The sequence below is a fragment of the Streptomyces sp. YPW6 genome, assembly GCF_018866325.1.
GTDB lineage: Bacteria > Actinomycetota > Actinomycetes > Streptomycetales > Streptomycetaceae > Streptomyces.
Genome location: NZ_CP076457.1, coordinates 5,937,857 through 5,953,231 on the forward strand (window position 1 = coordinate 5,937,857; position 15,375 = coordinate 5,953,231).

A 15,375-nucleotide genomic window follows, 5' to 3' on the forward strand; every position below is an offset into this window, starting at 1 on the left:
TCAGTTCAGCTCCTCGAGCGGCAGGATCGGGCGGCCGGCGGCGGTGTGCGCCGCGGGCGCGGGGGAGAGGGGAGGCGCGGAGGCGGAGGACGGCGGGTGCGGGGCGGGTGCGGGTTGCGGTACGTCCCGGTCGACCCAGTGGCGGGTCCGGCGGAAGACCGCCGGCGGCAGGCTCGGGCGCTCGCCCGGACGCCCGGCGAGCTCGGCCGCGCTGGGCTCGCGCAGGATCGCGTGGCAGTTGACGCCCCCGAACCCGAAGGCGCTGACGCCTGCCCTCCGGACCCCGTCGACGGGCGTGAAGTCCCGCAGTTCGGTGTTGGGAAAGAACGGCGAACGGCCGAAGTCGAAACGGGGGTTGGGCGTCTCGCAGTGCAGCGTCGGCGGGATGAGGCGGTGCCGCAGCGCCAGGACGGCCTTCTGCAGCCCCGCCATGCCCGCCGCCATCAGCGTGTGACCGATGTTGGACTTGACGCTGCCGACCGCGCAGTACCCGTGCCGGCCGCCGTCCGAGCCGAACGCCCTGGTGAGGGCGCGCAGTTCCATCGGGTCGCCGATCATCGTCCCGGTGCCGTGGGCCTCGACGTATCCGATGCCGGAGGGGGCGACGCCGGCCAGCTCCTGGGCACGGCGGACCACTTCCTCCTGCGCGTCCGGATTCGGCGTGGTCAGGCCCATGGTGCGGCCGTCGTTGTTGACCGCCGCGGACTCCACGACCGCGTGCACCCGGTCGCCGTCGGCGAGCGCCCTGTCCAGGGGCTTGAGCAGGAGGGCGCCCGCGCCCTCGCCGAGCACGAGGCCGTCCGCGCCCGAGTCGAAGACCCGGCACCGCTCGCCGGGGGAGAGGGCGCCGGAAGCGCTCAGCTTCAGGAACGGCATCTCGTCGAGCAGCAGGTCCGCCGCCGCGACCAGCGCCGTGTCGCACTCGCCGAGGCGCAGCGACTGCTCGGCCATGGCCAGGGCGGCCAGCGAGGACGAGCAGGCCGTGTCGACGACGAAGTGCGGGCCGCGCAGGTCGTAGACCTGGGCGAGATGGGCGGCGGCGAAGTTCTGGTTCAGGCCCGTGACGGTGTTGCGGTGCGGGACGCGGATACGGGAGGCGTACGCGCCCGTCTGCGCGGCGGCGAACACCCCCGTGCGCGAGCCGGCCAGCGCGGACCGCTCGTACCCGGCGTCACGGAAGGTCTGCTCGGCCATCTCCAGGACCAGCCTGATCAGCGGGTCGACATGGGCGGCGTCCTCCGGGGCGATCCCGAAGGGCTCGGGGTCGAAGTCCTCGATCCCGTCCAGGAACCCGCCCCACCGGGACAGCGAACGGCCCGGCCGCTGGTCCGCCGCGTACAGCTCCGCCGTGCTCCAGCGGGACGCGGGCACCTCGCCGATCGCGCTGCGGCCCTCCGCCAGGAGTTTCCAGTAGGCGTCGGTGTCCGGCGCGCCCGGGAACCGGCTCGCCATCCCGATGACGGCGAGCGGACGCGGTCCGGGCGGCGCGGCAGCCTCCGCCGCGGGGCGCGGCCGGGGCGCGACCGGCGTCCCGGCGGCCGGTTCGGGCGTCCGGCCGGCGCCCCGGTCCGCGGCCCACCGCCCGACGCCCTCGGGGAACGTCTCCGTCAGGAAGACGGAGAGCCGCGCGGCCGTCGGGTTCTCCAGGACGACCGACGGGTCGAGCGGTGCGTCCGTCAGCTCTTCGAGCCGGCCCACCATCCCGGCGATCAGGATGGAGTCGACGCCCAGATCCGCGAAGGAGGCGTCGGCGGTCACCGCATGCTTCGGGAGCATCAGCTCCTGTGCCATCAGGTCGAGGAGGAAGTCCTCGACCGCCGCCCTGACGGCCGCGCCGTGGGCGCCGTCGGAGGTCGTCACCTGGTGCTCCTTCTGCTCGTCGGTCCGGCCCCCGGAGGAGTCCGGAAGGTCGTCGGTGCCGTGGTCGCCGGTGTTGTGTCCGTCGCGTGACGGGCCGGCCGGGCCTTGGGCCGGCCGGGCGGCGGCGCCCGGTGCGGGCGGGAAGGCGCCGGGGCGTACGGCGGCCGCGACGGCCCCCTCGATCCGCCCTTCGACCACCTGCTCCAGCAGGCCGAGCCCGCCTTCGCGGGTCAGGGCGCCGAAGCCGGCCGTCCGGTAGGCGTCCGCCGTGACCTCGCCCATGCCCAGGCCGGTCCAGCTGCCCCAGGCGACGGCGAGATAGCGGGTGCCGTCCGGCCCCTCGGCGGCGTTGCGCTCGTCCGCGTACGCCTCCAGGTGGGCGTTGGCCCCGGCGTAGTCGCCGAGCCCGACCCCCAGGTGCGGCAGCACCGCGGAGACCGACGCGTACAGGACGAAGAAGTCCGGCCGGTCGGCGCTGACGAGCTCGTCGAGGACGCGCAGCCCGGAGACCTTCGGCTCCCAGGTGGCGGCCACGGCCTCGGGGGAACGGCGGACGAACGCCGGGTGCCGGCGGTCGACCGACCCCGCGCAGTGCAGCACGCCCGCCACCGGCCCGAGTTCCGAGCGCACGCGGCCCAGGAACGCCTCCAGCGCGGCCCCGTCCGTGAGCGGACCGGTGTGGATGTCCACGCGTACGCCCAGGTCCTCCAGGGCCGTGACGGTGCGCACCAGCTCGGCGGTGCGCGGGTCCGCGAGGTCCCGGGACGCGTCGGGTCCGGCGGCGATGCCGGCCCACCGGTCGCGCGGAGGAAGCGGCCGCAGGCCGAGCAACGCCAGCCTGCGGGCGCCCAGTTCGACCAGGCGCTGCGCGGCGGCGAGGCCGAGGCCCGCGGTGCCGCCGGTCACCAGATAGGTGCGCTCGGGGTCGAGCGAAGGACGTCCGGGCCGTGTCGGGGCGGTGCGCAGCGGACCGGGGACGTAGCGTTCCGGGCCGCGCAGGCACACGTCCGCCGGGGTCCCCGACGCCGCGCCCAGCTCCGCGCGCAGAGCCGCGAGCACCTCGTCCGGTGAGGTCATGAGCGGATCCAGGTCGACCGACGCGGCGCGCACCGCCTTGTACTCGGCGCCGACCGCGCGGACCAGGCCCGCCATGGCCGCGCCCCGCGCCCGCGGACGGGAGTTCCCCAGCCGCTGCCGCCCCCGTGTCACCTGCAGGACGCCGAGTTCGTGCCCCGCGGCCGTGGAGCGGCGGATCAGTTCCTGGAGCAGGCCGATACGGGCGGCCTCACGGGCCGGCGGCACCTCGGCCCCGTCATCGGGGCCGTCCGAGATGTCCGTCAGATCGACGACGGCGTCCAGCTGTCCGTACCGCTCGCACAGCTGCTCCGCGACCAGGCGTCCCGCCGCGTGGTCCGAGAGGTCCAGGTCGTACTCGTCGGGCCCCAGGCGCGGCAGCAGGCTCCGCTCCCGCACCACGACCCAGCCGCTCTTGTCCGCGCCCGCGGCGTGTGCGGCGGCCTCGGCGAACCCCAGGGTGTCGCGGGTGCCGACGACCAGCACCCCGAGCAGTTTGCGGGCGGGGCCGGACCGGGCCGGCAGGGCCGCCCGCTCCCAGGCGCGGGTCAGCAGGGCGGGGACCGCGCCGTCCGCTTCGGCCGGCGCCCCGGTGGCGGGGGCGACGGCCGACCCGGGTTCCTCGGCGGTGCCCTCCGAGCCCATGCCCCCGGAGCCGGTGTCCGCCCCGGCCGGTACGCCGGAGGGGCCGAACTCCGTGCGGTGGTCGAACGGGTAGCCGGGGAACGGGATCCGCCGCCGCGGACCGTGGTGCAGCACCGTCCAGTCCACCGCTTCACCCGCGGCCCAGCGGACCGCGGCGTCGGCCGGATCGGCCGGGCGCACCGGCGGTGCCCCGGCGGCGTTCGGGTGCGGTCCGCCCAGGTGCGCGGCGGGGCTGCCGGCCTCACCGGTGTCGCCCAGATACGCCTCCAGGCGCTCGCACAGTTCGGGCAGGGAGGACGCCACCACGGCGAGCCGCTCGGCCAGCGGGGTCCGGCCGGTCTGCGACGTCCAGGCCAGATCGTCGAGGCGTACGTCCGCGTGGGCGGCGAAGTCGCACAGCCGCCGTGCCTGCGTCCTGAGCTGGTCACGTGTCCGTGCCGACAGGACCAGGACCTGGGGAGCCTGCTCCGGCGCGGGCCGGTCCGGCGGGGCGGGCGGCTCCTCCAGGACGGCGTGGGCGTTGACCCCGCCGAAGCCGAACGAGCTCACCCCGGCCCGCAGCGGCCCCCCGTCGGGCGCCGTCCACGGCTGCGCCTCGCGCAGCACCCGGAAAGGTGAACCGGCGAGCTCCAGGTAGGGGTTGAGTTCGCCGAGGCCCGCCACCGGCGGCAGCGTGCGGTCCCGCAGGGCGTGGACCGCCGCGATCAGCCCCGCGACGCCGGCCGCGCTCTCCAGATGCCCGACGGACGCCTTCAGCGCGCCGAGGACCGTCGTGCCCTCGGGCACTTCGGCCCCGGCCGCCCGCTCGAACGTCTGCTTGAGCCCCTGGACCTCGATGGGGTCGCCCAGCCTGGTGCCGGTGCCGTGCGCCTCGATGTAGCCGATGGACGCGGGGTCGGCCCCCGCGTCGCGGAGCGCGGCGACGATCGTGTCGGCCTGGCCGCGCGGCGTGGGCGCGGTCAGCGAGTGGGCCCGTCCGCCGTGGCCGACGGCGGAGCCGCGCACCACCGCGTGGACGGTGTCGCCGTCCGCGATCGCCCGGGAGAGCGGCTTGAGCAGGACGGCGCCGACGCCTTCGGCGCGTACGTAGCCGTCGGCGCGGCTGTCGAAGGTGTGGCAGCGGCCGCCCGCCGACAGCATCCCGCCGCGGCTGAGCGACACGTACCAGGTCGGGGTCATCACGACGTTGACCCCGCCGACGAGTGCAGCGTCGCACTCGCCGGCGCGCAGGGCCGCCAGGGCGTGGTGCAGGGCGACGAGGGAGCTGGAGCAGGCGGTGTCCACGGTCTCGCTGGGGCCGCGCAGATCCAGCAGGTAGGACACCCGGTTGGCGACGATGGCGTGCACGTTGCCCGTCACGGTGTGGCCCGCGACGTCCGTGCCGTGCTCGCGGAGCACGTCCAGGTAGTCGTGCAGCGTGGCGCCGGCGAAGACGCCGGTGCGGGTGCCCGCGAACGACCGGGGGTCGTACCCGGCGTTCTCCAGAGCGTGCCAGCAGGTCTCCAGGAAGAGCCGCTGCTGCGGGTCCATCAGCGACACCTCCCGGGGGGAGAGCGAGAAGTGGGCGGCGTCGAAAGCGGTGACGGAGTCGAGGAATCCGCCGGTCCGGCAGTCGGTGGTGCCGGGCTCGCGGCGCGGATCGCCTTCGTAGCTGCGCCAGTTCCACCGCTCTGCGGGGACCTCGGTGACCAGGTCCCGGCCCGCCAGGAGGTTCTGCCAGAACGTCTCGGCGTCGGGCGCCCCGGGGAAGCGGCCCGCGAGACCCACGACGGCGATCGCCTCGCGCTCCGTGTCCGGGGCGTCGGTGAGGGCGCGGCCGGCGTCGGCGTGCACGGCGCCTCGGCTGCTGCGGTCGGCGCCGGCGGGTACGGAGGCCGCGGCCAGCACCGCTGCCGGGGGCGCATCCGGGGCCGTGGCAATGGCCGGGGCCCCGTCCGTGGCCGGAGCCGCATGCGCGGCCGGGACCGCAGCCGTGGGCACGACCATGTCGCGCCGGGCGAGCAGATGCTCCGTCAGGGCGTCCGCCGACGGGAACTCGTAGAACGTCACCGGTGTCAGTGCCGTGGTGAACGTGTCGTTGAGCCGGTTGGCGAGGGTGGTGAGCAGCACCGAGTTGAAGCCGTACGCGCCGAGTTCGGTGGCGGGGTCGAGGCGTTCGGGCGCGACCCGGGCCACCTCGGCGATGCGGGCGAGGACGAGCGCCCGGACCGCCGAAGGGGTGGCCTCCGCCGTGTGGTCCCCGGGCGTGGCCGGCGCGGGCCCCCCGGCTCCGGGGGGCGTGGCGAGGCCGGCGCGTCCCAGCGCGGTCACGGTCCGGTCGGCCCCGGCGCACGAGACGTACAGGCGGGGCTCGCCGGACCGCACGGCGTCCTCCAGGAGCCGCAGGGCCTCCGCCGTACCGACCGGTACCAGGCCGATCGCCGTGACCGCCATCGCCGCGGCCTCCGCGTCCAGTCGCATACCGCCCTCGGCCCACAGGGGCCAGGCGAGCGAGACGGTGCGTCCCCTGCGCTTCCCCCCGGCCACCTGCCGTGCGCGGCGTACGGCGAAGGCGTCCAGGTAGGCGTTGGCCGCGGCGTAGTCGCTCTGCCCGGTGTTGCCGACCGTGCCCACGACCGACGAGAAGAGGACGAAGACCCCCAGGTCGTCCTGCGCGGTGAGCTCGTCGAGCAGCGCCGTTCCGGTGGTCTTCGGCGCGAGCACCCGGAGGATCGACTCGTCCGCCTTGTCCGGGAGGAGCGCGTCCTCGATGAGTCCGGCCGTGTGCAGGACGCCGTCCAGCGGGCCGAAGCGCGACCGTGCCGTGCCCAGTGCGGCGTCCAGTGCGGCCCGGTCGGTGACGTCGGCCCGGACGTACAGTCCGTCGCCGCCCAGCGACCGCAGCTGCGAGCAGAGCCGCTCGTCCCGGGGCCCGGGAGCCGAACGGCTGATGAGCGTCACCTTCGCCCCGTACCGCTGCGCGAGGTGCACCGCGACCAGCCGGGCGATGGCCCCGGAGCCACCGGTGACCACATAGTGACCCCCCTGCGTGAAGCCGGGCCCCTCACCGCCGGAGCGTCCGGTCTCCGTGAAGCGCCGGACGCAGCGCCCCTCGCTCCCCAGGCGGATCTCCGCGTCGGCGCCGCCCGCCTCGGCGACCAGTGCCGCCAGGGACGGGTCGACCCCGTCGGCGAGTTCGACCCGCACGTGGCGGTAGCGGCCGGTCTCCCGGGCGACGGCGCGCCCGAAGGCGGCCACGGCGGCCTCGACCGGATCCTCGTGCTCGGCGGACGTGACGTGCAGGTGGGTGAGCGGGGGCAGCGCACCGACCGAGACGGCGCGGCCCAGCTCCGCGGGCAGCCGCTGAGCCACGGTCGCCGCCGCGTCCTCGGCACGCTCCGCGCCGCCGGTGAGACCCCGCCGGTCGACCAGGACCACGGGCCCGTCGGCGCCCGCCCGCTCCAGCAGGGCCCGCAGGTCGTCGGAGTTCCCGCGGCGGACCACGGGAGCCTCGGGGGCCTCCGGGACCTCACCGGGGGCGTACTCCACCGCGCGCAGGCTCAGCCACGGCTGCTCCTCGCCGGTGCCGGGCAGGGGCGGGGCGCCGGGGGGGTCCAGGACCAGGACCGTGGCCGGGGCGCCGGCGCCGGCCGGCGCACGCCGGGGGCGGCTTCCCAGCGGGTGTCCACGCCGCGGCCGGCGCCTCGCTCGGCGCGGCCGGGTGTCGTCCGCCGCGGCCCCGGGGCCGGTGTCCGAGGCGGGAGGGCGGCCGACGGCAGCCAGTACGGCACCCGCTCGAAGGGGTACGCGGGCAGCGGGGTGCGGCGTGCGGCGGGCAGCAGCGCGGCCCGGTCCAGCGGGGCGCCGTGCACCCACAGCCGTGCCAGCGCCGCCCACTCGCCCCGGGCGGCGAGCGACGCCAGGAACTCCCGGCCGCCCGTCAGGTCCTCGAAGAGCCCGGAGAGCGGTCCGCCGCGTGCCGGGCGTCCGCTGTGGACGCGGGACGACGCCTCCGCGCCGCCGTCCGCGATCTGCTCCAGCACACCGATGGCCGCCGCGTGGTCCGACGCCGTGAACGCGGCCCGCACGTCGAGGGCTTCCCGTCCGACCCGCAGCGTGTGCGCCACGTCGGCGAGCCGGGCGTGCTGCCCCGGGCCGCGCAGATGGTCCGCCAGCCGGCGAGCGGACTCCCGCAGGCGCTCGTCGGTGTGGGCCGACAGGGTGAAGAGCTCGGTACGCACCACGTCCTCCTCCGGTTCCGGGTGCGGCGTCGTGTAGGCCTCGACGACCAGGTGGGCGTTCACCCCGCCCGCGCCGAAGGAGCTGACGCCGGCCCGCAGCGGCGGGACGCCGCCGTCGGCCTCCCGCCCGACCGGCTCCCACGGTGCGGCGGCGGCCTGGAGGCGGAACGGGCCGCCGTCCAGCTCGACGAAGGGGTTGGGGGTGCCGGCGTGCGGGGTGGGCGGCAGTGTCCGGTGCTTCAGCTGCAGCAGCACCTTCGTCAGACCGGCGATGCCGGCGGCGGGCTCCAGATGCCCGATGTTCGCCTTCACGCTGCCCAGCGCGCAGCTGCCCGCCTGCTCACGCGGCCCGAACGCCCGGGTCAGGGCCCGCACTTCGATCGGGTCGCCGAGCGACGTACCGCTGCCGTGCGCCTCCACGTAGCCGAGCGTCGCGGGAGCCACGCCCGCGCCGCGCAGCGCCGACGAGACGAGGGACGCCTGCGCCTCCGGGCTCGGCACGGTGAACCCGCTGGTGCGGCCGCCGGAGTTGACCGCGGTGCCGCGGATCAGGCCGTACACGTGGTCGCCGTCCGCCACCGCCCTGGAGAGAGGCTTCAGCAGAACCGCGCCCACGCCCTCGCCCATCACGAAGCCGTCGGCGCCGTCCGCGAACGGCCGGCAGGCCCCGGCCCTCGACAACATGCCCATCTGCGCGTACTGGATGTGGCGCACCGGATGCAGCACCAGGTTGACGCCACCGGCGATCGCGGCCCCCACGTCGCCACGCCGGATGGCCTCGCACGCCAGGTGCAGGGCCACCCCCGAAGCGGAGCAGGCCGTGTCGACGACCATGCTGGGGCCGGTCAGGTCCAGGAAGTACGAGACCCGGTTGGCGATCGCGTAGGTGTCGGCGTACGGGTAGGGGGCGTGGCCTGCGGGTGCGCCGTTCGAGCTGAACGTGCGGTAGTCGTCGGCCATCGCGCCGACGTACACGCCCACGTCGCGGCCGAGGGTGTGGCGGTCGTACCCGGCGTCCTGGACGGCCTCCACCGCCGTCTGCAGGAACAGCCGCTGCTGGGGGTCCATCTGCTCGGCGTCGAGCGGGGCGATGCCGAAGTACAGCGCGTCGAAGTCGGCGACACCGTCCAGGAACGCGCCGATCCCGCTGTAGGTGCGGCCCTGCCCGCCCTCGGGGGCGTACACCGCGCCGTGGTCCCAGCGGTCGGCCGGGACCGGGCGGGCCACGCTGCGGCCGTCCAGGATGTTCTGCCACAGCTCGTCGAGACTGTCGGCTCCGGGGTAGTGCCCGGCCAGGCCGACCACCGCGACCGGGTCGTCCTCGGGCACGGCCGGGGAACCCTCCGCGGAGGAGGGGCCGCTGCCGGCCGCCACGGGAAGCGGCGGCGGGGGTGACGGTTCCGCCTCGGCGCCGTCGGGCGCGGACCGTGGCTCCCGCGGCCCCGTGGGGCCGTCGCCGTCCGCGTCCTCGCCCGCCAGGGCCGCGGCGATGTCGCCGAGCGTCCGGTGTTCGAAGAACAAGGTCTTGGGCAGTCGTCCGTACCGCTTCTCCAGACGGATGATGGCGTCCACCACGGCCAGGGAGGTCATCCGGATCGCTTCGAGCGGCGTGTGCGGCCCGATGTCCGTCAGCGGCAGCCCCAGGACGTCGCCGACGACGGTGCGGACGGTCTCGTGGGCCTCGGCCAGGGTGCCGCCGGCGGGTGCCGCGGGCGCGGGCGCCGTCGGGAGCGCGGCCCCGGTCAGCCGTGCGGAGGGCTGGGTCGCCCGCAGAACGGTCGACAGCGGGTCGCTGTCCTGGGCCAGCTCGGCCAGCGCCTGCCGCCGTACGGTCTCGCGCACGCCCGTCTCCGGCCGCGTGCCCGCCGGTCGCGCGGCGGGCCGGGCGGCCCCGTCGTCGTCGGCCTGCGGCTCCTCCGGTTCGAACGTCACCGACGCGACCGCGGACATCGGCGCCCGGTAGACGACGCCCTGGTCCTCGTGGTCCCCGTCCGCCCCGGCGAACGCGCCGAGCGCCGAGTCGAAGAAGCGCCGCACCGGGCTGTTGCGCTCGCTGGCGACGTACGGCGCGACGAGCTCGCCGACTCCGGCGTCCGCCAGCTCGGCCGCGACGGCGGACAGGAAGGCGTGCTCCACGCCGCGGCCCAGCACACGGCAGCTCATCAGGAACGTGTCGAGCGTCGCCGAGGCCCCCTCGGGGTCCTCCCGGGTGATCGCGAGGCCGACGAGGCCGTAGTCACCGAAGCGGTCCTTCGCGTGGGCGGTGCGGACGCGCACCTTCGGGTCGGACAGCAGCGCCTGGATCGCCGGCTCGCCGCGCCGGACCGTCGACAGGTTGAACTGATTGGTTCGGTAGGTCAGTTGGGAGACACGCGGGCGCTGCTCGGGTGTGGGCGGCGCGACGTCGACGGACAGTTCGAGGCCGTTGATGAAGTCCGTGAGGGAGGCCGAGCTGCGGCGCATCGCGTCGCGGTCGCTCCGCGCACGGTAGAAGTCGGTACGCCGGCGGTCCTCGTCGGTGACGGTGAGCCGGTCGAGGGACCAGATCCGGTCCAGGAAGCCGGGAACGTCCTCGCTGTCCACCGGCAGTTGCAGCGCCAGCACCTCGGGGTGCGCCGCGCGGACCGCGGCGACTTCCACCGGGTTGTCGTCGAGGAAGACGAAACTGTCCAGCCCCAGGTCGAGTTCGGCGGCGAGCGCCGCGATGTTCAGCGGCTTCGGCTCCCAGTTCACCCGCCGCGCGGTGAGGTGCTCGGGCCGCAGCGGCATGTCGTCGCGCACGGCGAAGACCTCGGCGACGTCCGCCTCCTCGTTCTTGCTGGCGAGGCAGAGCAGCACGCCTTCCCGCTGGCGGGCGACCGCCCACTCCTGGACGGCCAGATGAGCGGCGTCGAGCCGGATCCCCCGGGGCCCGTCCTCTCCGACGACGCCGCCCCACAGGGTGTTGTCGCAGTCGAGGACGATCACCTTCGAGGGAGACGTCAGCGCGGTGTGCGCGGCACGCGCCACGCCCGCCGCCAGGGCGACACAGCCCTCCTGCGTGAAGGGGATGTGGGCCGCCTCGTCGCGGGCCGCGTCGTAGTGGTCCCGGCCGGCCGGGACGATGCCGCCCGCCCAGCGCTCCCGGCCCAGGACGTGGACACCGGAGACGCCGGCCAGGGCCCGGACGATCAGCTCCTCGGCGGAGGTCAGCTCGCTGTCCCTGCCCCGGCCGTCCCGGTTCGCCGGGGACGGCGGACACAGCGACACGAGCACGGGCACCGGGCTGCGGCCCGCGTGCGCCCGCACCGCGTCGGCGAACTCCTCGGCGGTACGGGCGCTCTCCCCGGCCGGCCAGTCCTCACTGCGTACGAGCACGGTCTTGAGACCGGTGTCGACGGACGCGAACACCCCTTCCGGGGCGAGCAGTTCCTGGAAGACCTGCCCGTAGTCGGCGGCCGCCACCCGCAGGCCGAGGCCCAGCCGGTCGCACCAGTGCTGCAAGGGGAGGAGCAGGGGGTCGAGCGTGAAGGTCGCGGCCACGGCGAGGGTGGCCGGGCGCCGGCCGTCGGGCTCGTCGACGGCTTCGGCCGCCGCCCCGGGTGAGGGCACGACCGGGGCCGCTCCGCCCCGCGGTCCGGGAAGCGCGCTCCCCGCCTCCGGGACCTCCTCGCCCTCCTCCGTGAAGGAGAGGACGCCCACCCGGCCCGGCGCGGCGGGCGACGCGGCGGCCCGGACCACCGCGGCGGCCACCGGCTCCACCGCGGCGCCGCGGTCGCCGCCCAGCGGCGTGGCGGTCATGGCGGTACGCAGCCGGGGCGGACGGGCGATGGTCCACGACGCCCCGGTGTGCTCGACGGCAGCCGCGCGCACGAGCCCCTCGACGGCGGACTTCGCGGTCACGTACGCCGACCAGCCCGGCTGCGGGGCGGCCGTCCAGGCGCTGGACACGGCGACCACGCGGCCGCCGCGTCCGGCCACCTCGGCGGCGACGGCGGCGAGGGGCTCGCGGGCGAGAGCCACCGCGCGGGCCACATGGTCGGCGGCCCGCCGGGAGGCCGTCGGCTCCAGTGGCAACTCCGCCGGAGTGGGGCACGCGTTGAGTACGAGAAGGTCGAGACCGCCGCGCTCCTCCCGGATGCGCCGCAGGACGTCCGCGGCCCACGACGGGTCACCCGCGTCGCCGGGCGCCGGATGGATCCGTCCCCCCGCCGTACCGAGTCGGCCGGCCAGCGCGGCCGCGTCCTCGGCGCTGCGGTGGAACCCCGCGTACACCTCTGCGCCCTGCAGGGCGAGCGCCTGGGTGATCGCGGCGCCCAGCCCCCGGCTGGCGCCGACGACCAGGGCCGTGCGCCCGGCGAGCGGCTCGCCGTCCGGCAGCAGCCCGGTCAGCGCCGTGACGTCGCAGGCGGCGACCTCGGCGCGGTGGAAGGCGCGCACCTGCGCGCGGGCGCGCACGCCCAGCGCGGTGGCGGTGCCCTCCAGACGCAGCATCCGGAACCGCTCCTGCACGTCGGCGACTTCGGCGTGCGCGGTGAAGGGGCCGGTGCCGGCCGTGTCCTCGAAGTCCACCGTGCAGTCGGACAGCAGCGCGGCCCGGCCGGGGGCCTCCATGCCGACCAGGTAGCTGATCCAGGCCAGCACGCCCACCGGGACGGGGCCGAAACCCCGCTCACGCAGCCCGAGCCGCTCCACCAGATCCTCGACCGCCTCCCAGCGGGGGGCGTAGCCCTCACCGATGACCAGTCCCGGGGTGAACGCGTCGAGGTCGGCGTCGCGCGGCTGTCCGGCCGGCGCGGACGCGGCGTTCTCCGGAACCGCTCCCGCGTCGGCGCCGGGGCCCTCGCGGAACTCCGCGGTCACCTCCAGGAGCGTGCGGGCGCCGTCCCGCAGCCGGACCACCGCGCGGGCGGCGGAGTCCTCGGCCACCTCGCAGGTGTAGTCCTGGTCGGCGTGGACGGGAGACTGGAACCGCGCCGTGATCCGGACCGGGCTCCGGCCCGGACGCGGTGCGAGACCGGACAGGGCGACCAGGGCGCCGAGCACCCCGTAGACGACGGGCTCACCGAACGCGGTGCGCCGTGCGTAACCCGCGTCGACGTGCAACGGATTGTCATCGGCACTCGCATGCCGGAACTTCTCGACCACGGCGGCTGTGGCCCGCACCCGGGTCGGCGTCGTGTGGACTTCCATGATCGCCTCTCGACTCAATGCTCGTGGGGTCACGCGGTGGGGGACAGCGCTCGGCGGGCTGCTCTGATCTGGGCGACGAGACCGGTCAGCACCTGGCCGGGCCCGAGCTCCCGGATCTCCGCGTCCGGGTGGCCGAGCAGGTACTCCACGCTCTCGGACCAGCGCACGGGCGAGGCGATCTGACGGGAGAGCAGACCGGCCGGCTCATCGGGTCCGTAGGGCCGTGCGGTCACGTTCGAGACCACCTCGATACGCGGCGGTCCGAGCCGGTACTGGGCGAGGAAGGCGCCGAACTCCTCGGCCGCGTCCGCCATGTACCGGGAGTGGAAGGCGCCGCCGACCTTGAGCGGGACGACCGCCCCGGCCTCGTCGCCGAACGCGGCGGCGAGCCCCTTGAGCTGGTCGGCCGGGCCGGCGACGACGGTCTGGCCGGGAGCGTTGAGGTTGGCGATGTCGACCCCGGGCGCGTGCCGGGCGAGGACTTCGCGGATCCGCTCGGGTTCCGCGCCCATCACGGCCGCCATGCCGCCCGCTGGCGCCTGCGCCATCAGCTCGCCGCGCCGGACGACGATTTCGAGCCCGGTGAGGAAGTCGAAAGCGCCGGCCGCGAAGAGCGCCACGTACTCGCCCAGGCTGTGGCCGGCGACGGCGTCGGGCACCTGCCCGGTCGTCCGTACGGCGTCCAGGTAGGACAGCGCGCCCACGACGTACATCGCGGTCTGGGTGTTGCGGGTGTCGGTCAGCTCCTCGGCGGAGCCGTTGAGGCACAGGTCCGTGATCGACCGCCCGAGCACCGAGTCGGCCTGCCGCACCAGGTGCGGGAACCGGGGGAACAGGTCCTTGCCGATGCCGGGGCGGTGAGAGCCCTGGCCGGGGAACACGTGGATGAGCGTCATGTCCTGGGTCTCCGATGGGACGGGGGCGGGCCGGGCGGGTGTCCGGCGGTCAGGGCCGGACGCCCACCCGGCCCGCGGCGACGGTCGTGGACGGCGTGGGGAGGTGCGCGGCGCGGGACAGGAGCTCCGCCGCGCCGGTCATGATCAGTCGGGCGATGTCGTCGGGGTGACGGTGACGCCAGTCCTCCTGCGGGGTGCCGCGCAGCCGCTCGTTGAGCGCGCCGAGCGCGGGGCCGCACGGGATCTGGAAGTCGACGCGGCTGCCGGCGTCCCCCTCCATCGCGACGCGGGTGGCCTTCGCGAAGTACCAGGTGAAGGTGAGGGCCATCCGGCGCTTGGGGTCCTGCTCCGCCCGCTCGATGACGGCGGGCCTGCTGTCGACGTAGCGGGACTTGATCTCCTGCCACACCTCGTCGAAGGAACGGCCGAGGATGCGTCGCTGCACGTGGTCGGCGGTGTCCTGGTCCAGCTCGTCGAGCGAGTCGTGCCGCAGCCACAGTTCGTACAGCTTGTTGGCGCGGGCCGGGAAGAACAGGCCCCGGCGCAGGACCTGCGCCTTGGTGCCCATCTCGAACATGTCGCCCGCCGGGACCAGGATGGTGTCCTGCACCTGGGCGCGCTGCAGCAGGTCCTTCGCGGCGTCCGACGTGCCCGCCTCGACGGTGCACTGGTTGACACTGCCGGTGAGGACGAAGTCGGCGCCCATGACGAAGGCGGCGGCCGCCGCCTCGGGCGTCCCGATGCCGCCCGCCGCGCCGATGCGCACCCGGCCCGCCGGACCGGTGAACGCCATCCGCTCGCGCAGGCTGAGCATCGCGGGCAGCAGGGCGGTCATCGGGCGCTGGTCGGTGTGGCCGCCGGAGTCCGCCTCGGCGCAGAGGTCGTCGCACATGGCGACCGCGCCGGCGAGTTCCGCCTCCTGCGGGGTGATCCGGCCGGCGGCGGCCAGATCGCGGACGATCGCGGGGGGCGGCGGGGAGAGGAACGCCTCGGCCGCCTCCTGCCGCGAGACCTTGGCCATGATCAGGTTCGGCGTGCGCACCGCACCGCCGCCGTCCCGGTGGGCGCCGGTCAGCCGGAAGCGGACGAGGGCCGGCGAGATGCGGACGAAGGACGCGGCCTCGATGCGGCGTACGCCGTGGGCGAGGCAGACGTCGACGCCGCGCTCCTCCCGTTCCGGGCGGGAGGAGAGGAGATTGACGCCGAAGGGGCCGTGGCCGCCGAGCTCCGCGCGGATGCGCCGGATCGACGCCGCCAGTTCGTCGTCGCTCAGCCCCCCCGCTCCGAAGTAGCCCAGCAGCCCGGCCCGCCCCATCCGGACGACGAGGTCCACCGAAGCGATGGCCTTGTACATCGAGCCCGTCGCGTAGGCGTACGCGACCGAGTGGTCGGCTCGGAAACCGGCGCTGCCGAGGTCCTCCGGCCGCAGTTCCGGGCCGGGGAACGGGGCGGCCCGTGGACCTGGCGTACCGTGGGGCGAATGCACGGGAGTCCTCCCAGGGCGTGAG

At 75.8% G+C, this 15,375-nt stretch carries 4 protein-coding genes; all 4 read right to left on the bottom strand.

Annotated elements, in window-relative coordinates:
* The 4 genes from KME66_RS34470 to KME66_RS26055 are packed head-to-tail and all read right to left on the bottom strand — an operon-like array spanning position 1 to position 15,353.
* A complete protein-coding gene (locus tag KME66_RS34470; protein WP_216326564.1) occupies positions 1-7,107 on the bottom strand; it encodes a type I polyketide synthase in 7,107 nt (2,368 codons plus the stop codon).
* An 11-nt stretch (positions 7,108-7,118) separates the two neighbouring features.
* Positions 7,119-12,971 carry an SDR family NAD(P)-dependent oxidoreductase gene (locus KME66_RS26045; RefSeq protein WP_216326567.1) on the bottom strand — a complete coding sequence of 1,951 codons (5,853 nt, stop codon included), beginning with the start codon at positions 12,969-12,971 and terminating at the stop codon, positions 7,119-7,121.
* Positions 12,972-13,000: 29 nt separating this feature from the next.
* On the bottom strand, positions 13,001-13,867 hold the full coding sequence (fabD, locus tag KME66_RS26050; protein WP_216326593.1) for an ACP S-malonyltransferase: 867 nt from the start codon (positions 13,865-13,867) through the stop codon (positions 13,001-13,003).
* Positions 13,868-13,916: 49 nt separating this feature from the next.
* Positions 13,917-15,353 carry a PfaD family polyunsaturated fatty acid/polyketide biosynthesis protein gene (locus tag KME66_RS26055; protein WP_216326595.1) on the bottom strand — a complete coding sequence of 479 codons (1,437 nt, stop codon included), beginning with the start codon at positions 15,351-15,353 and terminating at the stop codon, positions 13,917-13,919.
* Between the last annotated feature and the right edge of the window lie 22 nt (positions 15,354-15,375).